The following is a 19,183-nucleotide window of genomic DNA, read 5'->3' as shown; positions in this document are numbered from 1 at the left end:
GTGTCGATTCGCGAATCCGCATCGTCCGGGCAGTCTGCTCAGAACAGCCCCATCTGCCCGCCCACCAGGGTCATGAAGTCATCCCCCACGAACGGCAGGATCGCATCCGCCACCGGTTGCAGTTGCTTGGTCACGTAGTGGTCGTAATCGATGGGCGCGCTACGGGTCTCCAGGGGCTCGGGACCGGCAACGGTGATGACATAGCTGATCCAGCCGCCACTCTGGTATTGCCGCGGACGGCCCTGGCGCTCGTTGTACTCGTCGGCGATGCGGGCGGCCCGAACGTGGGGCGGGACATTGCGCTCGTAGTCGTCCAGGGGGCGGCGCAGGCGCTTGCGGTAGACCAGCCGGTCATCGAACGCCCCGGCCAGCGTGCGCTGGACATAATCGCGCACGTAGTCCTGATACGGCTTGCGGTGGAAAATCCGCTCGTACAACTCTTGCTGGAATTGCCGGGCCAGGGGCGACCAGTCGGTGCGCACGGCCTCCAGCCCCTTGTAGACGATCTCGTCGCTGCCGTCGGCGCGGGTCACCAGACCGGCGTAGCGTTTCTTGCTGCCCTCCTCGGCCCCGCGGATCGTGGGCATGAGGAAACGCTTGAAATGGGTTTCGAACTGCAGCTCCAGCGCACTCTCCAGGCCGAACGTCTCACGCACATGCGCTTGCCACCACTGGTTGACGTAGGCCACCAGTTCCCGGCCGATGCTGGTCGCCTCCTCCTGATCGTGGGCACGGCGCAGCCAGACGAAGGTGGAATCGGTATCACCGTAGATCACCACATGCCCTCGGGCTTCGATCAACTGCCGGGTCTGCTGCATGATCTGGTGGCCGCGCAAGGTAATGGACGAGGCCAGCCGCGGATCGAAGAAGCGACAGCCACTGGAACCGAGCACCCCGTAGAAAGCGTTCATGATGATCTTCAAGGCCTGGGACAACGGCGCGTTGTGTTCGCGCTTGGCGGTTTCCCGGCCTTCGGCGACCCGCGCCACGATGGACGGCAGGCAATGGCGGGTGCGCGAGAACCGGGCGCCGCGAAAGCCCGGGACCGACTCGCTATCGTCGGGGTGGCGCAGGCCTTCGATCAAGCCCACCGGGTCGATGAGGAAGGTGCGGATGATCGACGGATACAGGCTCTTGTAGTCCAGCACCAGGACCGACTCATAGAGTCCCGGCTGGGAATCCATCACGAAGCCGCCCGGACTGGCCTCGGGCGGACGCTGGCCAAGATTCGGCGCAACGAACCCCTGGCGGTGCATCAGCGGCATGTACAAGTGCGTGAAGGCCGCCACCGAACCGCCGCTGCGATCCGCCGGCAGGCCGGTGACGCTGGCGCGCTCCAGCAGGAACTTGAGCAGTTCGGTCCTGGCGAAAATCCGCGTCACCAGCTCGCAGTCCTTGAGGTTGTAGCGGGCCAGGGCCGGTTTGTCCTCGGCGAACATGCGATTGATCTCGTCCATGCGCTGATAGGGGTTATCGATGGACTTGCCCTCCCCCAACAGCGTCTGGGCGACATTTTCCAGGCTGAACGAGGGGAAACTCCAGGTCGCCGAACGCAGGGACTCGATGCCGTCGATGATCAGTCGTCCGGCCGCCGAGGCAAAGAAGTGATTGTTGCGCGCACCGTGTTCGCGCCATTGCATCTCTTCCCCGCCTCGCCCCAGGCGCAACGGCACGGCCAGCCGCCGGGCATGCTCATGCAACACACGCAGATCGAACTGCACCAGGTTCCAGCCGATGATCGCGTCGGGGTCGAAGCGAGCGAACCAGTCATTGAGCCTCTTGAGCAGCAGCGTGCGGGACTCGCAGTATTCAAGCTGGAAGTCCACGCCACTGTCATCGCCATTGGGCGGGCCGAGCATGTACACCTGTCGTTCGCCGCAGCCTTGCAGCGCGATGGAATAGAGCTCGCCCTGGGCGGTGGTTTCGATGTCCAGGGACACCAGGCGCAAGGTGGGACGGTATTGCGCGGCCGGCTTCATCTGCGCATCGAGCAGCAGGCCGTCGGCACTCGGCGTGCCGCCGAACCAGACCGGCGCGGTGATGAAGCGCTCCATCAGGTAGCGCTCCGGCGGCCGGATGTCGGCCTCGAACACCTCCACGCCGGCACGACGCAGGGTGGTATCGAGCCGCATCAACTGGGCGTGTTGCCGGCAATACAGGCCCAGCACCGGGCGATGCTCGAAATCCAGCAGATCGAGGGGGCGCAATTCGACGTCCTTCTCTCCCTGCAGCAGCGCTTGCGCCTGCCCCCCCTGGACCTGCGGCACGAACGCCACCGACGGCTGCATCGCCAGGCGCACGCGCCGGGGGCCGGCGTCGGTCGCCAGCCAGAACTCGACTTCGGTGCCGGCCGGGGTATCGCGCCAATGCCGGGTCAGGACGAAGCCCTGCTGTAAATCCACCGCTGCAACCTCGAATCATGCGTGTAGCCGGATTCTACCTGTGGCGAGGGGATTTATCCCCTCGCCACAATGGCGCAAGGACAGGCGAATTCACCGGCCATGACGCTTTTGGACGATTGGCCGCCGCTTTATCGCTTGCTCTGCGTCGTTGGGTCTACGATTCTTTAAGCACTGAACGAAAAGTGCCCGCGCAACTTTTCCGAACCCCATTACCCGCACAAGAACAACACCCGAGGCCCGCCATGAAAACCGTCGCACAGTTGCTCCGGATGAAAGACGAGAAGAACCAGCAAGTACACACCGTCTCCCCGGACGACATGGTGTTGCAGGCCCTGATGCGCATGGCCGAAAAGAATGTCGGCGCCTTGCTGGTGGTGAAGAACGACGAAGTGCTGGGCATCATCAGCGAGCGCGACTATGCGCGCAAAATGGTCCTGCATGGCCGCTCATCGGTGGGCACCCGGGTGAGCGAGATCATGGTGTCGCCCGTGATCACCATCGACCCGCACCAGAACGTCGAGACCTGCCTGAGCATCATGACCGAGAAGCACCTGCGGCACTTGCCGGTGGTGGAGGATGGCAAGCTCGTCGGCCTGCTCTCCATCGGCGACCTGGTCAAGGAAGCCATTGCCGAACAGGCCGATCTGATTCGCCAGCTGGAACAGTACATTCGCGGCGAATGACTTCGGCCTTGCGGGTTGCTCGTGCTCGATGACCATCTATAGTCTAGAGAATTTCTGCCGAGCATCCCGATGGCCGATACCCAGCGATTGATCATCTGCGAACATTGCGATGCGGTATACGAGCCGGTGGTGCTCGTCGCGCACCAGAAAGCCTCGTGCGTGCGATGTGGCGCGGTGATCCAGCGCTACAACAGCCTGACCGTCGAAAAACGCCTGGCCTTGAGCATCACGGCGGCGGTGCTGTGGGCGTTCGCCAACATCTATCCAGTGATGAGCATCCGTCTCCAGGGCCTGAGCAACAGCGCTACCCTGTGGGACTCCATCGTAGCCCTGAGCCAGGGACCGATTGCCTTCATCGCCCTGGTGACGGCGGTGGCGATCATCGTCGCCCCGGCCTTCCAGTTGGCGCTTTTGCTCTGGGTACTGGGCTACGCCCATGCCAATCGACGGGCGCCCGGTTTCAACCTGTGCATGCGCGGCCTGGAAACCTTGCGGCCATGGAGCATGCTCGAGGTCTGCCTGCTGGGTGCGCTGGTGGCGGTGATCAAGCTCGCCGGGATACTGGATGTGTTACCCGGCATCGGCCTGTTCGCCCTGGCGGCCCTGAGCCTGTTGATCATCCGGATCGCCGGTCGCGATGTCCGCGACCTGTGGGACAGCCTGTGAACGGCGCACCACGTCAGACACCGCCCATGGCGGCCGACCTGAACCTGTGCCTGTGCCACGGCTGCGGCCTGGCCTGCGACATGAGCGACGAGCCCGAGCGCTGCCCGCGTTGCGATGCCGTCCTGCATCGACGCAAACCCGACGCCCTCACCCGCACCTGGGCCTATATGCTGGCAGCGATGGTGTTCTATATTCCGGCCAACATGCTGCCGGTGATGAATACCCGGATGCTCGGGGACGGTGCCGACAGCACGATCATCAGCGGTGTCATCGAGTTCTGGCACAGCGGTGCCTGGGACATTGCCCTGATCATCTTCATTGCCAGCATCGCCGTGCCGGGTATCAAGTTCGTGGTGCTCACGCTGCTGCTGGTCACCGTGCAACGACGCAGCGACTGGGCCCAGGTGCAGCGGGCCAAGCTGTACCGCCTGGTGGAAGTCATCGGCTACTGGTCCATGCTCGATGTGCTGGTGGTGGCGTTGGTGGCCGCGCTGGTGAAGTTCCAGGCCTTGAGCGATATCGAACCGCGACCGGGGATCCTGTTCTTCGGCCTCGTGGTGCTGTTTACCATGCTGTCGGCCATGAGTTTCGACCCGCGGCTGATCTGGGATACCCCATCGAACGAGGAGGCCATGGATGAAGTCGCAAGTCACTGACGGACAGACGCCGGCACCGGGCCGCGGCCATGTCACCACCCGACGCTGGTCGGTGTCGCTGGTCTGGATCGTGCCGATCATCGCAGTGCTGGTAGGGGTATCGCTGGTGGTCCATAACTGGCTGCAGGAAGGCCCGACCATCACCATCACCTTCAAGACCGGCGAAGGCCTGACCGCCAACAAGACCCCGGTGAAATACCGCAACGTGGTCATCGGCCAGGTCACCGATGTGCAACTGAGTGAAGACCAGAAAAATGTCACCGCCACGGTCAAGCTCAACAAGACAGCCGAGACCTTCACCCACGAAGACTCGGTGTTCTGGGTCGTACGGCCGCGGATCGGTGCGGGCGGCATTTCCGGGATAGACACCTTGCTGTCCGGGGATTTCATCGGGGCCGACGCGGGTCATTCGAAAGTGCGCGCCAAGTCGTTCATCGGTCTGGAGGCACCGCCACCGATCACCTACGGCGAACCGGGCAAGCGTTTCACCCTGCACTCCCAGGACCTCGGTTCCCTGGACATCGGCTCGCCGGTGTACCTGCGCAAGATCCCGGTGGGCCAGGTGGTGTCCTACGCCCTGGACGCCGAAGGCAAGGGCGTCGACATCGAGGTGTTCATCAATGCGCCGAACGACGCCTACGTCACCGAAAACACCCGGTTCTGGAATGTCAGCGGCGTTGACCTGAACGTGGGCGCCAACGGCTTCGCCGTCAGGACCGAGTCGCTCTCGGCATTGCTGGTAGGAGGCATCGCCTTCAGGGCTCCCGAATACAGCCCCAACGATACGCCGGCCGCCGAAAACAAGAACTTCGAGCTGTTCGCCGACCAGCAAAGCGCCCTGGCGCCGCCCAGTGGCAAGCCACAATACCTGGCCCTGCGCTTCGACCAGGCGCTGCGCGGCCTGCGGGTCAACGCGCCGGTCGAATTCCTTGGCGTGGAGGTTGGCCGGGTGGTCGCCATCAACCTGGATTTCGACGAGAAGCAGCGCGGCTTTCCCATCAACGTCGGCGTGGTGATCTATCCCCAGCGCCTGGGCAAAGCCCACGAGAAGCTGCTCAAGGCACTCAATCACAACCCCGAGGACGAAGCCGCATCAGCCCGCCTGATGGGCAGCTTCGTCGAACGAGGGCTGCGCGCCCAGGCCCGCAGCGGCAATTTGCTGACCGGGCAGTTGTACATCTCGCTGGATTTCTACCCCAAGGCCGAAAAAGTCGCGTTCGACCCTTCCGCCCGTCCGATCCGCATCCCCACCATCCCCGGCAGCCTGCAGCAATTGCAGGAACAACTGCAGTCGGTGGTCGAACGGATCGACAAGTTGCCGCTGGAAAGCATCGCCAGCAACCTGGATGGCAACCTGGTGGAACTGCGCAAAGGCCTGGCCCAGTTCAACAGCAAGACCTTGCCAAGCGTGCAGAACACCTTGCAGGACGTGAGCAAGACCCTGCAATCGGCCAACTCCACCCTGGCCGAGGATTCGCCGCAACGCGAGCAACTGACCCAGACCCTGGACGACCTGGGGCGCATGTCACGCTCGCTGCGTGAACTGTCCGACTACCTGAGCCGCAACCCCGAATCGCTGCTGCGCGGCCGTCCCAAGGATGCCCCGGCGCAGAACCTCAGGTTGCCGGTGAACGAATGACTACAGGAGCCCGCCCCATGCCGTCGATGCTGAAACTCACCGTGGTTGCCGTGGCGCTGCTGCTCGGTGCCTGTCGCAGCGACCCGGTTCATTACCACACGCTGAGCCCGGCCCAGCCGATGAGCCAACGGCACGCCCAGGTGGATATCCGCCTCGAACAGGTCAGCGTTCCGCCCCAGGTGGATCGCACCCAGATGGTCATTCGCCAGGGCAACAGCGGGCTGGCGATCCTGGAAACCGAATGGTGGGGGGCCAGCCTGGCGGACGAGTTGCGCAGCAGCCTGGAGGAACAGTTGAGCAACCCTGGCGCGCCCAAGGGACTGCTGCGGGTGGACGTGCAACGCTTCGATTCGATTCCTGGCCAATACGCTCGAATGGATGTGCAATGGCGCTTGCGCAGCCCAGGCAACGAGAACCCTGCGCTCATCTGCCGCAGCTCCCTGCAGACCCCTGCGGGAAAAACCATCGACGATCTGGTGATTGCCCACCAGAACAACGTCCGCCAATTCGTCGACCTGGTCGTGCGGGCGGTGAACCTCCAAGCCTGCCCATGAGCGGATGAAGCGCCTGGTTCCCGGGCCGCAAGCCTGCTTTCTTACGGCCAGTGCAACGACAGTACCGGCGCAATGCGCGGATGCTGGTCGATGCGCTCAAGTACCCCATGGAACTCAGGTCGCATGTCGCGCATGGCCTCCCGCGTTCCGACCCACTTGGTGATGACTGCGGCAAGAATGTCCAGTGCCCCCGGCTCGGCACCGCTGAAGTACGGCTGCGCCGCAAACTGGTCGGCAAACAGCGCCCAGTTGCGATACAGGCGTTGGCGGGTGCCCGTCACCAATTGCTGCCGGGTCGCCTCGTCCGCTTCGGTGAGCCAACGCTGCGGGAAATCGATGATGCCAATGGGCGTGTAGCAATTGGCGGCGATATAGACCAGGCCCCGTATGGCTTGAGCACGCGCCATCGGCTCCTGGGGCAGCAGCTTCGAGTCCGCAAAGGTCAGCCCCAGGTGAATCAGAATCGCCGCAGCCTCGGTCAGCACCGAGCCATCCGGCAATTGCAGGGTGGGCACCTGTTTCTGTGGGTTCAACGCCTCGAGTCGCTTTGTCGCCTCGTTGTCTTCGGTCGAATAGGCATCGATCCGCCGATAAGGCACGCCACACAGGTTCAACGCGACTTCCACGGCCGAGGAACCGGATTGTCTGTGGCCGAATAACTGATACATGAGCCTGCCTCCTGGAAGGGTTCAGTCGATAGAGCATTCCGGGTCACGGGATGTTCCACCTCGCGGACGACCTGTCTATCCACCCGCCAGGTATCACCGCCATCGATGTTCACCATCATGTCAATGAAGTTCTCTTGATGATTGCCCGGCGCAACAATGGCTCCACACCAACCCACTGCACCCCCGGAGCACACCATCATGAAACGCCAAGTCATCCTCAGCCTCGCTTTTTCGGTCCTGGCAGCCAACGTATTCGCCGCCTCTTCCCACCCGATCGTTGCCGAAGGCGGCTCTGATCGACTGATTGAAAACCGCGTCGCCGAAGGTGGCTCCGACCGCCTGATCGAGAACCGCGTCGCCGAAGGTGGCTCCGACCGCCTGATCGAAAACCGCGTCGCCGAAGGTGGCTCCGACCGCCTGATCGAAAACCGCGTCGCCGAAGGTGGCTCCGACCGCCTGATCGAAAACCGCGTCGCCGAAGGTGGCTCCGACCGCCTGATCGAAAACCGCGTATGACTTGTCGGTTCCCCGTAATGCCCGTCAGTGTCTCAATGGAAGCCCGGTCCGATCACCGGGCTTTTTCATGGATGCACACTAGCGCGCCATGCACCGCCGGTAACGCTCATCCACCCGCTTGGCGAACCACGCCGTGGTCAGCTTGCGCGTGATCTTCGGGCTCTTGAGTACGATGCCCGGCAGGACCGCCCGGGGCAGCGGTTTACCCTCGGCCTTCTCAGCCAGCTCGAACACCCTCTTGTAAAGCTTGCTGTCTTCGAACACCAGACTGTCGCCCAGCTCCAGTTGATCGCGGATCGTCGGATTGCGCATCCCCAACGACTTTGCGAGTGTGCGCACGGCCAGCTCCGTGCTGCCAGGCATGATCGAATCATGCAGGATCAGGTCACCGTCGAGCGCCAGGGGAATGCCCGAAGCACGACTCACCGCGTGCTGGAACGCCGCGTTGCGGCTGGCATACCAACCGGCATTGAAGTCGGCGAACCGATACAGCGGCTCGGTGTAGCTCACCGGGTACCCCAGCAGATGGGCGATACCGAAATACATCCCGCCACGACGGCTGAACACTTCCCGACGAATCGAGCCTTCCACCGCGTAGGGATAATCCCGGGCATTGGCCTGGGCGAAGGCGATACTGACCTGCATCGGCCCACCGGTGTGTACCGGGTTGAATCCATCGAACAGCGTCTTGCCCAGCGGCACCATGCCGATGAAATCATCGAAAATCCCGCTCAGCTCCTTTTCATTGCGCGCCCCATTGAGCCGGTCGCTGTAGCTTTTGCCGTTGGGCGAGCGCACCTGGAGCGCGGCGCTGACCAGCACCCCCGGGATGTGCAGCTTCGCCGCGCGACGGTCGATTTCCTGCCGGGCTATCTTGCCCAACCCTGGCACCGGCGGCTCGGCCTGGAAAGTGGACTCTTGTTCGGTCACCGCCAGCACCGCGCAGATATTCTGCCTGGTGGGAGCGATCCGCTGCGCCGCGAACGCAACGTAGATGTCCGTGGCCCAACCTTCGCGATCCGCGAGCCGGGCCGGCAACAACCGCACGATCTGTGCCTTGACCTCGGCGGGCTGACGTTCAGGTTCCTGCGGCTGGCGACTGCCGCAACCGACCAGGGCCAACGCTGCGCAAAGGCCGATCAACCAACGATTGAATTGCATAAAGCTCCAACGGATTCATGATACCGACGACGGTTCGACATCCTTGGGAGTGAGCTTTTGCGCGAAAGTGCCCTATCGTTCGACACCGGCCCCCCATGGGCCGCCGACCTCACGCAAGAGCCCGCGCCAACCGGCTTGCCGATGTTCATCACTGTACCGCTCACAAGGTCAACGACCCTTCGATGCAGGTCACCACCGCGCCGCCGATCCAGACCTCCTCGCCCACCTGTTCCACATGGATCCGGCCGGCCCGGCCCATGGTCAAGCCCTGGCTGACCACATAGGACGAAGGTGCCAGCCCCTTTCCCAGCATCCACTGGGCAAGGCCGGCGTTCAGGCTGCCGGTGGCCGGGTCCTCCGGCATGCCGTCGCCGGCGATGAAACCACGCACTTCGAATTGCGCAGCGTCGCCGTCCACGGCCCGGTCCCAAGGCGCGATGACCCCCACGGCCAGGTCCAGCAATTGGTGGTAATCCGGCTTGAGCGCCAAGACCTGTCGTCGGTCCTTGAGCATCAGGGCCAGCCAACCGGCGCCATTGTCGACCCACTGCGCGTCGACAATGGCGTCGGCCGTCAAGCCAAGCCCGTTGCGCACCCGCTCGAGCATATCGGCGTCCAGCGGGCCGGACCTGAGCAAGGGCGGCGCCAGGAACGCCAGGCCGTGTTCACTGCGGCGAATCCTGACCAGGCCGACGCCGCACTCTTGCAGGATCTCCTGCCCTTTCGGTACGCCTCCGGCCTGCAGCCAGGCATGGCAACTGCCCAGGGTCGGATGGCCGGCAAAGGGCAATTCGGTGGAGGTGCTGAAGATACGCAACCGGTAATCCGCCGCCGGATGCCGTGGAGCCAGCACAAAGGTGGTTTCGCTGAGGTTGGTCCAGTTGGCAAAGGCGATCATCTGCTCATCGCTGAGTCCATCGCCCCCCAGCACCACGGCCAGCGGGTTGCCCTTGAGCGGCACTTCGCTGAAGACATCCAGCTGCTTGAAATCGAATCGGCGCGTCATCGAGAGGGTCACTCTGGGATCTTCAGGCCGCGCACCACGGCCGGCCGCGCCAGGAAGCGCTCCAGTACCCGCGTTACATTGGGGAAATTCCGGATCCCCACCAGGTCGCCGGCCTCATAGAACCCGATCAGGTTACGCACCCATGGAAACGTCGCGATGTCGGCGATGGTGTAGCGCTCGCCCATGATCCAGTCCCGCCCTTGCAGGCGACCGTCGAGCACCTTGAGCAGGCGCTTGCTTTCCTCGACATAACGGTCGCGAGGCCGCTTGTCCTCATAGTCCTTGCCGGCGAACTTGTTGAAGAAACCCAACTGGCCGAACATCGGCCCGATCCCGCCCATCTGGAACATCAGCCACTGGATCGTCTCATAGCGTGCGGCCGATTCGTGGGCCAGCAACTGGCCACTTTTGTCCGCCAGGTAAATCAGGATCGCCCCGGACTCGAACAACGCCAAGGGCTGGTCTCCCGGCCCATGGGGGTCGAGGATCGCCGGGATCTTGTTGTTGGGGTTCAGAGAAAGGAACTCCGCGGACAACTGATCGTTGTTGCCAAAGTCCACCTTGTGGGGTTCGTAGGGCAGGCCGATCTCCTCCAGCATGATGGAGACCTTGACGCCGTTGGGGGTAGGCAGGGAATAGAGCTGGATCCACTCCGGGTACTGGGGGGGCCATTTCCGGGTGATGGGGAATGGGGTCAGGTTGGGCATGGGGCGCTCCGCAACGAATGGCAAATGCTGGAGCATAATTCAGGATGGTTCGGCAGGCATCAGCGAATCGTTCCTTGGTCGACTCCCTCAGTCGCGGGCCAGATGGGCGCGTCATGGGAATCACATCGGTTCTTCTTATATCCGCAACATCCTGTCGCTAACGTTTGCCCCAATCTCAAGGAAGATGCCGCGGCGCTATCGAACCAAAGGGTTCGAGGAGACTCTGAGCAATGCCCGGAGGATTCGAAGCGGGTATGTACGACAGGGAAAAACAACGCAGGCCCCAGGCTTCTGCGTTGCCAGGGTTTGTCAGCCCGGTTCGCAACCCGATTCGAGACAGCCCAGGACCATGATCCGATGACCCGTCCCTCGCGTTTCGCCCGGCATTTCAAACGCCGCCCATGGCTGCTGTTGCCGACACTGCTGGTCACCTGCGGCCTGGCGCTGTCGCTGGAGTCCAGCGTCAGCAGCGCCCAGCCGGCCGATGGGGTCCAGACTCTGGTATTCCTGCGCCACGCCGAGAAGCCCGCTGGCGGCCTGGGCCAACTCAACTGCCAGGGTCTCAATCGCGCCATTGACCTGGCGACTCTGTTGCCGGAAAGGTTCGGCGAGGCCGACTACGTGTTCGCCGCCAATCCCACCCGCAACGTCGAAGAAGGTGAGCTAGATCATTCCTATAGCTACATTCGGCCGCTGATGACCATCAGCCCCAGCGCCATCAAGCTCGGGCTACCCGTCAACATCGACTATTCGGCCAACGACACCAGTGACCTGGCGAGCGAGCTGATGGCCGACAAATACCACAACGCAACGATCTACACCGCCTGGTCCCATGGCTATCTGCCGGAACTGATCAACAAGGTGGCCGCCAAGGCCATGGGCAGGAAGCACACCATTACCGACGACTGGGCGTCAGGGGACTTCGATTCGTTGTACGTGCTGACCCTGACCTGGCACAACGGCAAGGCGAGCCTGTCCAGCCGCAGCTACAAGCAGGGCCTGGATAACGGGCAGAAGACCTGTCCCACCTGACCTGCCGGCATTTCCTGCAAACCGGGCCGATCACGAAATGGGCACGCTGAGGTATGATGCGCCCACTTTCCAACTCACCGGACTCTCTTCATGTCTCCAATCTCTGCCGCCCCCGACCGGAGCTGGTCGTTCTGGTGGAAACCCGCCCTGTTCCTGCTGGTGGCCTGCGTCGGCCTCTACTACGTCAAGTGGTCGCCTTATTACCTGAAGGCGTTCGTCGCCGCCGACAGCCACAACATCGGCAACTCCATCCTCAACGACGCCCAGACCGCGCCACTGATGGCCGCCCTCGCCTACGCCAAGGTGTATTTCCTGGCCATCTGGAAAGCGGCGGTACTGGCGGTGATCCTCGGTTCCCTGCTGCAGGTCCTGATTCCCCGTGACTGGCTGTTGCGCCTGTTCGGCCAGGCCGGCTTCGCCTCGACCTTGCGCGGCGGGCTGTTCGCCCTGCCCGGCATGATGTGCTCATGCTGCGCCGCACCGGTAGCGGCCAGCATGCGCCGGCAGAACGTCTCGGTGGGCGCGGCGCTGGCTTTCTGGATCGGCAACCCGGTGCTCAACCCTGCCACCCTGGTCTTCATGGGCTTCGTGCTGGGCTGGGGCTTCACGGCCCTGCGCCTCGTGGCGGGCATCGTCCTGGTGTTTGGCGTGTCGATGGTGGCCCAGAGCATCGCACGGCCTGAAGTCCTGCCCGAAGCCGCCGTGGAAGCGGTGGCCGAGGCCCGCACGATCGATGCCCAACCCTTCATGCTCCGCTGGGCCCGGACCCTGTGGCAGTTGTTCTGGAGCACCATTCCGATCTATGTGCTGGCGGTGCTGGTATTGGGCGCGGCGCGGGTCTGGCTGTTCCCCCATGTCGACGGCGCCATGGCCGACAGCCTGGTGTGGCTGGTACCGCTGGCCATTGTCGGCACCTTGTTCGTGATCCCGACCGCGGCGGAAATCCCTATCGTCCAGACGATGATGTCCCTGGGCATGGGCACCGGCCCGGCCGTGGCATTGCTGATGACCCTGCCGAGCATCAGCCTGCCGTCGCTGCTGATGCTGCGCAAGGACTTCGACGCCCGCGTGCTGGTGACTGTGGCGCTGCTGACCATACTGGTGGGCATTGTCTTCGGGCTGATCGGGGCGGTGTTGCTCTAACCGGCCCCGCACTGCACTGCGCAATGACTGTGAGGGCCGGTTTGCCTGCCCTCACAGTCGTTCCGGGAGAGGGTTGTCATTCATGCCGGATGGCTTGAACGCATCCTCCGCCGAGCTCAGCCCTGGCGGGACGCCCGCTCACGCAGATATTCCAGCACCGCCGCCTGCTCCCCGGAAAACTCGATCCGCCCGCCCTTCTTCTCCCGCTGGAACACGTACATCGGGTCGTAGTACTCACGCAGCAAGCCTTCGATCCAGCCGCGATGCAGGTCGACGGCACCGCTATCGGCCTGCTCGGCCAGGGCTGCTTCCATGATCGCCATCAAGCGACGATGGCGATCGCCACCCAGGCGCTTGTGGATGTTGTCCAGGCTCGCCAGCAAGCGCTCGGAAAACAACGCAAACCCTTCTTCGCCATGCACGGCGACAAACTCGGCGCTCAAGTCGACGACGTAATCGCGCAGGATCCGCTCGACCCGCCGCTCCACGCTGTCTTCGAGCCAGACCATGGGAACCTGCTGCATGCGCTGGTACAAAGGCAGCGGCAAGGCACAACTGCCCACCATGCGGCTTTCATCTTCCACCACGAACTGGCCAATACCGGCGGCACGTTTTTTCAGCACATCCACCGCCAGGCGGTTCTCGAAATCGATGTTCGAAGGCTGTCCGGTAGCCCGTTTGCCGAAGCTGGAACCCCGGTGATTGGCGTAGCCTTCCAGGTCCAGGCCGTTGCCCAGCTGGTTCAGCACTTCGGTCTTGCCGGTGCCGGTCATGCCCCCCAGCAATACCAGGTCGCATTCGGCAACCGCCTGCTCGACGGTGTCCAGCAGGAAGGTACGCATGGCCTTGTAGCCACCGCCGACCCTGGGATACTCGATACCCGCTTCGTCCTTGAGCCATTGCTGGACGATCTGCGAGCGCAACCCACCACGAAAGCAGTACAGCAGGCCGTCCGGGTGAGCCCGGGCGAACGCCGCCCAGGCCTCGATGCGTTGCGCCTTGATCTCGCCGCTGACCAATTGATGCCCCAGCACAATGGCCGCCTGCTGGCCCTGCTGCTTGTAGCAGGTACCGACACGCTGGCGTTCGTTGTCCGTCATCAGCGGCAGATTGACCACGCCGGGGAACGCGCCTTTGTGGAATTCGATGGGCGCGCGGGTATCCATCATTGGCCGGTCGTTGAGGAAGATATCGCGGTAATCGGTAATGTCACTGGACATCAGGACACCTCGACCGCGTTTGTCTGTCGTTCCACCAGTTCCCCAATCGGCTCCAGTGCCAGGCCCAGCTCTGCGGCCATGGCCAGGAAGGACTCGTTCCCCTCCGGGGTGACGGCGATCAGCAATCCGCCGCTGGTCTGCGGATCGCACAAGACTCGCTTGTGCAACTCCTGGAGTCGACCGATCTTGCTGGCGTAACTGTCATAGTTGCGCAGCGTGCCACCCGGCACGCAGCCCTGGTCCAGGTAGTATTCGACGCCTGGCAGACGCGGTACCGCGTCATAGCGGATGCGCGCCGTCAGCCCGCTGCCGTCAGCCATTTCCACCAGATGTCCGAGCAGGCCGAAACCGGTGACGTCGGTCATCGCCATGACGCCGTCGAGCTTGCCGAAGCGGCTGCCGGGCTTGTTGAGGGTGCACATCCAGTCACGGGCCAGGCCCACGTCGGCGGCCCGCAACTTGCCCTTCTTTTCCGCCGTGGTGAGGATGCCGATGCCCAGGGGCTTGGTCAGGTAGAGCAGGCAGCCAGCGGTGGCGGTGTCGTTGCGCTTCATGTGGCGCTTGCTCACCAGGCCGGTGACGGCAAGGCCGAAGATCGGCTCGGGCGCGTCGATGGAATGACCGCCTGCCAATGGGATTCCCGCCTCGTCACAGACCGAACGACCGCCGCGAATCACTTCCCGGGCAATCTCCGGGGCCAGCACGTTGACTGGCCAGCCGAGAATGGCGATCGCCATCAACGGATCACCGCCCATGGCGTAGATATCGCTGATGGCATTGGTGGCGGCGATGCGGCCGAAATCGAACGGATCGTCGACAATCGGCATGAAAAAGTCGGTGGTCGATACCACCCCGCGCTCCTCGTCGATGGCGTAGACCGCTGCATCGTCCCGGGAGGCATTGCCGACCCACAGCCGGGGGTCGAGGTTCTGCGCGCCGCTGCCGGCCAGGATCACTTCCAGCACCTGGGGCGAAATCTTGCAACCGCAACCGGCGCCGTGGCTGTACTGGGTCAGGCGAATAGGCTCGCTCATGGGCATACCTCTTGTCAGTCAAGATGGGCGATTCTACAGCAACGCCGATGCTTCGGTGCTCACGCCGATGGCGCATCCATCGGGCCTTACCGATGGAATTTTCATCGATGCCCGGAATCACTTGAACATCAGTCGCGCATTCAGCCAGGAGATTGCGATGTCCCTGCCCCCTGCAACCGACCACGGCACACACCTGGACTACGGTCTGGACACCTTGTTTGGCCGCGAGACCAAGAGCGTTCATTGCCGTTTCGACGTCAAACGCCTCGATGACGCCGAGCCGCCATGGTTCGCATTGCGCGTGCAACCGCCCCTGCCCGAGGACCTGGAAAAGGCCCAGATCGTCGTGTTCAGTGCCGAAGGTCGAAAGGTCAGCGGTATTGTCCGACGCACCGAACGCCTGGCCGATGACTGCCTGCAGCTGGATGTCGAACCTGACTGAAGCGGGCAGTCTCGCTGTAAAGACCCTGTCCGACGCTGGAGTCCGGAGCGACGCCCGTGGGATGATCGGCGTTCAAACACGCCTCCCTGCGGAGAGTTTCGATGTCGTTGCTGAATAAACACGCAAGCGCCCTGCTGCTGACGGTCCTGGCCAGCCTGATGGCATTGCCGGCCCACTCGGCCTCGCCCAAGGACCCTGGAGACCTGCCCGTGCGGAAAGTCTCGATGCTGGGCGGGAAATTTGCCTTCACCCTGCCCAAGGGATTCGCGGCGACACCGCTGCCCGCCGGGGAGGCCGCCCAGGGCACCGCCGGGGCCACGGGGACGATGTATAGCAATGCCACCAGCAAGACCGTAGTGATCACGGCCGAAAACACTATTCTCGACGGTGCGAACGTGAAGGACGACGATGGGCCATTCCTCGACAGGACCATGGCCGATTTCGCCGCCCAGCGCACCAAGGCCCTGCCCGATGTCAAGGTCCTGGGCGAAAAAAGCCTGACCCGCAAAGGCACCGGCCTCGGCCTGCGCCAGCTCGATACCAGTGCCACCCAGGGCGGCGGACCGACCCTGGATACCACCTTGCTGGCCGCCTCCGGCACACGCATGGCCGTGGTGCAGATCATCTCCCGGGCCAGGGACAAGGCCGGCCATGAGGCACTGGTCAAGCAGATCGTCGCCGGGAAATGAGTTATCGCCCTGGCCTCGACCAGCATCGAGGCCATGGGGACCGGGGCTTTCGTGCGATCGTCTCTGGAGCGAAGCGCCCCATGGCGCCAGGATTCAGCCAGGGGCGCTCAGGGATTGAGGCGCTCCAGCCAGGCCCGCAGGTCCTGCACCTCCAGGGCGCTGATCGTGTGGCCAACGCCTGGGTAGGCGTGGAATTCGGGCTCCAGGGCCAGGGTCTTGAGGAAGGTGTCGGCCTCGGTACCGTCATGGTAGGGAATGATCGGGTCGGCCGTGCCATGGCCGATGAACACAGCCAATGCCCGTCGCGACTCATCGGGGGTCAATTCGGTCCGCAATCCGGAAAGTACCCTGCCGCCCATCGCGGCAATGCCGCCGACGGCCTCGGGATGCCGCAGGGCGACTTCGTAGCTCATCATAGCGCCCTGGCTGAAGCCCACCAGGTAGACTTTGCTGGCGTCGGTGCGATACTTGGCCCGAGCCTTGGCGATGAAATCCAGCAGCATCTGGCCGCTGGCCTTCAAGTCCGACGAATCGCCCTCGTAGGCGCCCTCGCCTTTCTTCGCAAACCACTGGTAGTGGCCAGGCTCCATGACTTTCGGAGCGCGGACCGAGAGGTAGTTGTAGTCCCCGGGCAACTCGTCCTTGAGCTCGAACAGGTCCTGTTCGTTGCTGCCGGAACCGTGCAGGAAGATCACCAGAGGCCGATCCCTGGCCTGCTCATCGACATGAGCCAGGTAATTGAGGGGCAGGTCCGTGTGCAACGAGGGTTGCGCCTGGACCATGGCAGGCAGCAGCAACAACAGGGCGAGGGCTTTGAGCATCGATCTTCCTCCATCGTTTCGATAGCCGCGCGGCAACGACCGCGCGGTGAGGTAGACAGCACTTATCAGTCGTTGATCAGTTTGCCGGTGCGAATCGGTTCAAGCCCGGCCACTTTCGCCTGCCAGATACCCGGTTGGGTATAGCGTCCACGGTCCAGGGCGAACAGCACGCCACAGGTACCGGCCCGTACCGTGGAAACCCGATCAGTCAACGGATCGACCACCTCGAACAACGGATCGCCCCGCTCCACCCATTCACCGGCCTCCCGCAGGAAGCTCACCACACCGTGGTGTGGCGCGAACAGGTACTCGGTGCCTTCGAACGGAAACCCTTCGCAGCACTGCTCCGGCGCGGGCGGCCAGTCGCCACCGATGAAGCCTTGCTCAGCCAGGAAACCGAGAATGGCTTCGCAATTGGCCCGCGCCTGCTCCACTCGGGTATCGCCCATGCCGCCCAGTTCCAGCGTGGTTGCCAGGTTGGCCGCCGGAATCGCGGCGTCGGGATACGCCTTGGCCAGGCGCAGCCAGGGGGTCGAACAGGACTCGTCGAACGAGCTGCCACCGGAATCCTCGCACAACAGCGCCACCCCGGCCTTCAACCGGGCCGCCAGCGAGCGCCATTGCGGCCAGTGTTGCGGCAAGGCGTAGAGGTGAATCGCCGCCTCGAAATCGCAATGCAGGTCCAGGGTGATATCGGCGTCGCAGGCATGGCGCAACAACAGGCGATGCAACGCCTCGAGTTGCGAAGGAGGCGTCGGCAGTTCATCCAGGACTTGCAACATGGTCTGGCGGATCAGAGTGATGTTGGCAGCCGGATCGTCGCCCAGGCGATCACCGATGCGTTGTGCCACCGGGGCACTGAGCTCCACGAAGGAGCGATTGAAATTCTTGCCGCTGCCCAACTCGAAACGGCCCATGTGGGCGCTTTGCAGATGCTGGTCCAGGCCTATGGGGTTGGCCGCCGGCACCAGCTCGACCACGCCCTTGAGCAGCCCCTGGGCCTCGAGTTCGTTGAGCCGCTGCTTCAGCTCCCAGGCCGTACGCATGCCGGGCAGCTCGTCGGCGTGCAGGCTGGCCTGGATGTAGGCCTTGCGCGGACCATGGCCATAACGAAACACACTGAGCCGGCGCTCGGTGCCCAGGTGGCTCCAGGGCAGGGTATGGTCGATGCGTTGCATGAAATCTCCAGAAAGGTGGCTCACCGGTCGACGGTGGCCACCATGGTGTCTCTACGATTAATGGCCGTACACATCGAAGGCGAAGTACTTGTCCTGCACCTTCTTGTATGTGCCGTTGGCACGGATCTCGGTGATGGCGGCGTTGAATTTCTCGGCCAGGGCCTTGTCACCCTTGCGCACCGCAATACCGGCACCGCCACCGAAGTACTTGGGATCCTCGTAGGTCGGGCCCACGAAGGCGAAGCCTTTGCCGGCATCGGTCTTCAGGAAACCTTCGTCGAGGTTGACCGAGTCGGCCAGCATGGCGTCGAGGCGCCCGGCCACCATGTCCAGGTTGGCTTCCTGCTGGGAGGTGTAGCGCACCAGGTTGATGCCCGCGGGCACCAGTACGTCAGTGGCGAAACGATCATGGGTGCTGGCGCGCAGCACACCGACTTTCTTGCCCTTGAGCTCGGTCAGCGGGTCCTTGACCTCGGAGCCTTCCTTCATCACGAAGCGCGCCGGGGTATGGTAGTACTTGATGGTGAAGTCGACATTCTTCTTGCGGTCGTCGGTGATGGTCATCGACGACAGCACCGCGTCGATCTTCTTCACCTTGAGCGCCGGGATCAGGCCGTCGAACTCCTGCTCGACCCAGATGCACTTGACCTTCATCTGCTCGCACAACGCATCGCCGATATCCACATCGAAGCCCGCCAGCTTGCCGTCGGCCGTCTTCATCGAAAAGGGTGGGTAGCCGGCTTCGATCCCGAGTCGGATCGGCTTGGCGTCTTCGGCTACGGCCGACAGGGACAATACGGACAGTGCCAGGGCACCGAACATCGCTAGCTTCTTCATTCTTTCTCCTGCGTGCGCTGATTTTATTTTTTGACGGAATTGGCAGTTTCGACGGCATGGCCGGCCACAGCATCAGGTCGGCAAAAACCGAAGAGGCCGGCAGTCTAGAGGGGCACACAGGCGGGGAAT

General features: G+C 63.2%; 19 protein-coding genes and 1 pseudogene. 10 read left to right on the top strand and 10 right to left on the bottom strand.

Annotation, left to right across the window (positions count from 1 at the left end; translation table 11 throughout):
- Positions 1–38: 38 nt before the first annotated feature.
- Positions 39–2,402: a DNA polymerase II gene (locus AC1M7R_RS21395; RefSeq protein WP_072394184.1), complete on the bottom strand. Its 2,364-nt coding sequence runs from the start codon at positions 2,400–2,402 to the stop codon at positions 39–41.
- Between the two features lie 242 nt (positions 2,403–2,644).
- Here AC1M7R_RS21395 and AC1M7R_RS21390 point away from each other — a divergent pair, with 242 nt between their 5' ends.
- From AC1M7R_RS21390 to AC1M7R_RS21370, 5 genes are all read left to right on the top strand, one after another.
- On the top strand, positions 2,645–3,085 hold the full coding sequence (locus AC1M7R_RS21390) for a CBS domain-containing protein (RefSeq protein ID WP_053154498.1): 441 nt from the start codon (positions 2,645–2,647) through the stop codon (positions 3,083–3,085).
- A gap of 69 nt (positions 3,086–3,154) precedes the next feature.
- On the top strand, positions 3,155–3,751 hold the full coding sequence (locus tag AC1M7R_RS21385; protein WP_072394182.1) for a paraquat-inducible protein A: 597 nt from the start codon (positions 3,155–3,157) through the stop codon (positions 3,749–3,751).
- Positions 3,752–3,777: 26 nt separating this feature from the next.
- Complete coding sequence (locus AC1M7R_RS21380; protein WP_072394169.1) at positions 3,778–4,407, top strand: paraquat-inducible protein A; 630 nt, start codon at positions 3,778–3,780, stop codon at positions 4,405–4,407.
- The gene (locus AC1M7R_RS21375; RefSeq protein WP_490609902.1) at positions 4,388–6,046 is read left to right on the top strand and encodes a PqiB family protein; all 1,659 of its coding nucleotides are present in this window, start codon (positions 4,388–4,390) and stop codon (positions 6,044–6,046) included. The genes AC1M7R_RS21380 and AC1M7R_RS21375 overlap by 20 nt, the downstream gene beginning before the upstream one ends.
- A gap of 17 nt (positions 6,047–6,063) precedes the next feature.
- A complete protein-coding gene (locus AC1M7R_RS21370) occupies positions 6,064–6,600 on the top strand; it encodes a PqiC family protein (protein ID WP_490609901.1) in 537 nt (178 codons plus the stop codon).
- A 41-nt stretch (positions 6,601–6,641) separates the two neighbouring features.
- On the opposite strand, the gene AC1M7R_RS21365 is transcribed toward AC1M7R_RS21370, so the two are convergent.
- Positions 6,642–7,268, bottom strand: coding sequence for a glutathione S-transferase family protein (locus AC1M7R_RS21365; protein WP_072394160.1), 627 nt, complete (start codon positions 7,266–7,268; stop codon positions 6,642–6,644).
- 198 nt (positions 7,269–7,466) lie between these two features.
- Here AC1M7R_RS21365 and AC1M7R_RS21360 point away from each other — a divergent pair.
- A pseudogene (locus tag AC1M7R_RS21360) lies at positions 7,467–7,781 on the top strand (phage infection protein); the annotation flags it as partial.
- 81 nt (positions 7,782–7,862) lie between these two features.
- On the opposite strand, the gene AC1M7R_RS21355 reads toward AC1M7R_RS21360, so the two are convergent.
- The 3 genes from AC1M7R_RS21355 to AC1M7R_RS21345 form a co-directional block, all read right to left on the bottom strand.
- Entirely contained in the window at positions 7,863–8,945 is a 1,083-nt protein-coding gene (locus tag AC1M7R_RS21355; protein ID WP_165887616.1) for a DUF1615 domain-containing protein, read from the bottom strand.
- A 160-nt stretch (positions 8,946–9,105) separates the two neighbouring features.
- Complete coding sequence (locus tag AC1M7R_RS21350; protein ID WP_072388770.1) at positions 9,106–9,951, bottom strand: PhzF family phenazine biosynthesis protein; 846 nt, start codon at positions 9,949–9,951, stop codon at positions 9,106–9,108.
- Positions 9,952–9,959: 8 nt separating this feature from the next.
- Entirely contained in the window at positions 9,960–10,658 is a 699-nt protein-coding gene (locus AC1M7R_RS21345; RefSeq protein WP_072430567.1) for a glutathione binding-like protein, read from the bottom strand.
- Positions 10,659–11,015: 357 nt separating this feature from the next.
- Here AC1M7R_RS21345 and AC1M7R_RS21340 point away from each other — a divergent pair, with 357 nt between their 5' ends.
- Positions 11,016–11,690, top strand: a complete 675-nt coding sequence (locus tag AC1M7R_RS21340) for a histidine phosphatase family protein (RefSeq protein ID WP_072388773.1) — start codon at positions 11,016–11,018, stop codon at positions 11,688–11,690.
- 90 nt (positions 11,691–11,780) lie between these two features.
- Positions 11,781–12,833, top strand: a complete 1,053-nt coding sequence (locus AC1M7R_RS21335; RefSeq protein WP_490609900.1) for a permease — start codon at positions 11,781–11,783, stop codon at positions 12,831–12,833.
- A gap of 116 nt (positions 12,834–12,949) precedes the next feature.
- On the opposite strand, the gene mnmH is transcribed toward AC1M7R_RS21335, so the two are convergent.
- On the bottom strand, positions 12,950–14,053 hold the full coding sequence (mnmH, locus tag AC1M7R_RS21330) for a tRNA 2-selenouridine(34) synthase MnmH (protein ID WP_072388777.1): 1,104 nt from the start codon (positions 14,051–14,053) through the stop codon (positions 12,950–12,952).
- On the bottom strand, positions 14,053–15,087 hold the full coding sequence (gene selD, locus AC1M7R_RS21325; RefSeq protein ID WP_072388779.1) for a selenide, water dikinase SelD: 1,035 nt from the start codon (positions 15,085–15,087) through the stop codon (positions 14,053–14,055). The genes mnmH and selD overlap by 1 nt, the downstream gene beginning before the upstream one ends.
- 157 nt (positions 15,088–15,244) lie before the next feature.
- Here selD and AC1M7R_RS21320 point away from each other — a divergent pair, with 157 nt between their 5' ends.
- Together AC1M7R_RS21320 and AC1M7R_RS21315 are read left to right on the top strand one after the other, a co-directional pair.
- Positions 15,245–15,529, top strand: coding sequence for a hypothetical protein (locus AC1M7R_RS21320; RefSeq protein WP_490609899.1), 285 nt, complete (start codon positions 15,245–15,247; stop codon positions 15,527–15,529).
- Between the two features lie 101 nt (positions 15,530–15,630).
- The gene (locus AC1M7R_RS21315; protein WP_271905042.1) at positions 15,631–16,218 is read left to right on the top strand and encodes a DcrB/PsbP domain-containing protein; all 588 of its coding nucleotides are present in this window, start codon (positions 15,631–15,633) and stop codon (positions 16,216–16,218) included.
- 107 nt (positions 16,219–16,325) lie between these two features.
- Here AC1M7R_RS21315 and AC1M7R_RS21310 read toward each other — a convergent pair whose 3' ends face one another.
- The 3 genes from AC1M7R_RS21310 to AC1M7R_RS21300 all read right to left on the bottom strand — a co-directional run bounded on the left by AC1M7R_RS21310 (position 16,326) and on the right by AC1M7R_RS21300 (position 19,054).
- Positions 16,326–17,039 (bottom strand): alpha/beta hydrolase, encoded by a 714-nt coding sequence (locus AC1M7R_RS21310; RefSeq protein ID WP_072430411.1) that lies wholly within the window; start codon positions 17,037–17,039, stop codon positions 16,326–16,328.
- A gap of 65 nt (positions 17,040–17,104) precedes the next feature.
- Positions 17,105–18,217, bottom strand: a complete 1,113-nt coding sequence (locus tag AC1M7R_RS21305) for a succinylglutamate desuccinylase/aspartoacylase family protein (protein ID WP_490609898.1) — start codon at positions 18,215–18,217, stop codon at positions 17,105–17,107.
- 57 nt (positions 18,218–18,274) lie between these two features.
- A complete protein-coding gene (locus AC1M7R_RS21300; protein WP_072388787.1) occupies positions 18,275–19,054 on the bottom strand; it encodes an ABC transporter substrate-binding protein in 780 nt (259 codons plus the stop codon).
- Between the last annotated feature and the right edge of the window lie 129 nt (positions 19,055–19,183).

This window comes from Pseudomonas sp. MS01C9 (assembly GCF_058202755.1).
Note: the sequence above shows the minus strand (reverse complement) of the source record. Positions and strands in the feature narration are given on the sequence as shown.

Bases quoted from the DNA above. Each gene is read 5' to 3' on its own strand.
- AC1M7R_RS21390 (WP_053154498.1), top strand. From the start codon at position 2,645: ATGAAAACCGTCGCACAGTTGCTCCGGATGAAAGACGAGAAGAACCAG.
- AC1M7R_RS21385 (WP_072394182.1), top strand. From the start codon at position 3,155: ATGGCCGATACCCAGCGATTGATCATCTGCGAACATTGCGATGCGGTA.
- AC1M7R_RS21380 (WP_072394169.1), top strand. From the start codon at position 3,778: ATGGCGGCCGACCTGAACCTGTGCCTGTGCCACGGCTGCGGCCTGGCC.
- AC1M7R_RS21375 (WP_490609902.1), top strand. From the start codon at position 4,388: ATGAAGTCGCAAGTCACTGACGGACAGACGCCGGCACCGGGCCGCGGC.
- AC1M7R_RS21370 (WP_490609901.1), top strand. From the start codon at position 6,064: ATGCCGTCGATGCTGAAACTCACCGTGGTTGCCGTGGCGCTGCTGCTC.
- AC1M7R_RS21365 (WP_072394160.1), bottom strand. From the start codon at position 7,268: ATGTATCAGTTATTCGGCCACAGACAATCCGGTTCCTCGGCCGTGGAA.
- AC1M7R_RS21355 (WP_165887616.1), bottom strand. From the start codon at position 8,945: ATGCAATTCAATCGTTGGTTGATCGGCCTTTGCGCAGCGTTGGCCCTG.
- AC1M7R_RS21350 (WP_072388770.1), bottom strand. From the start codon at position 9,951: ATGACGCGCCGATTCGATTTCAAGCAGCTGGATGTCTTCAGCGAAGTG.
- AC1M7R_RS21345 (WP_072430567.1), bottom strand. From the start codon at position 10,658: ATGCCCAACCTGACCCCATTCCCCATCACCCGGAAATGGCCCCCCCAG.
- AC1M7R_RS21340 (WP_072388773.1), top strand. From the start codon at position 11,016: ATGACCCGTCCCTCGCGTTTCGCCCGGCATTTCAAACGCCGCCCATGG.
- AC1M7R_RS21335 (WP_490609900.1), top strand. From the start codon at position 11,781: ATGTCTCCAATCTCTGCCGCCCCCGACCGGAGCTGGTCGTTCTGGTGG.
- mnmH (WP_072388777.1), bottom strand. From the start codon at position 14,053: ATGTCCAGTGACATTACCGATTACCGCGATATCTTCCTCAACGACCGG.
- selD (WP_072388779.1), bottom strand. From the start codon at position 15,087: ATGAGCGAGCCTATTCGCCTGACCCAGTACAGCCACGGCGCCGGTTGC.
- AC1M7R_RS21320 (WP_490609899.1), top strand. From the start codon at position 15,245: ATGTCCCTGCCCCCTGCAACCGACCACGGCACACACCTGGACTACGGT.
- AC1M7R_RS21315 (WP_271905042.1), top strand. From the start codon at position 15,631: ATGTCGTTGCTGAATAAACACGCAAGCGCCCTGCTGCTGACGGTCCTG.
- AC1M7R_RS21310 (WP_072430411.1), bottom strand. From the start codon at position 17,039: ATGCTCAAAGCCCTCGCCCTGTTGTTGCTGCTGCCTGCCATGGTCCAG.
- AC1M7R_RS21305 (WP_490609898.1), bottom strand. From the start codon at position 18,217: ATGCAACGCATCGACCATACCCTGCCCTGGAGCCACCTGGGCACCGAG.
- AC1M7R_RS21300 (WP_072388787.1), bottom strand. From the start codon at position 19,054: ATGAAGAAGCTAGCGATGTTCGGTGCCCTGGCACTGTCCGTATTGTCC.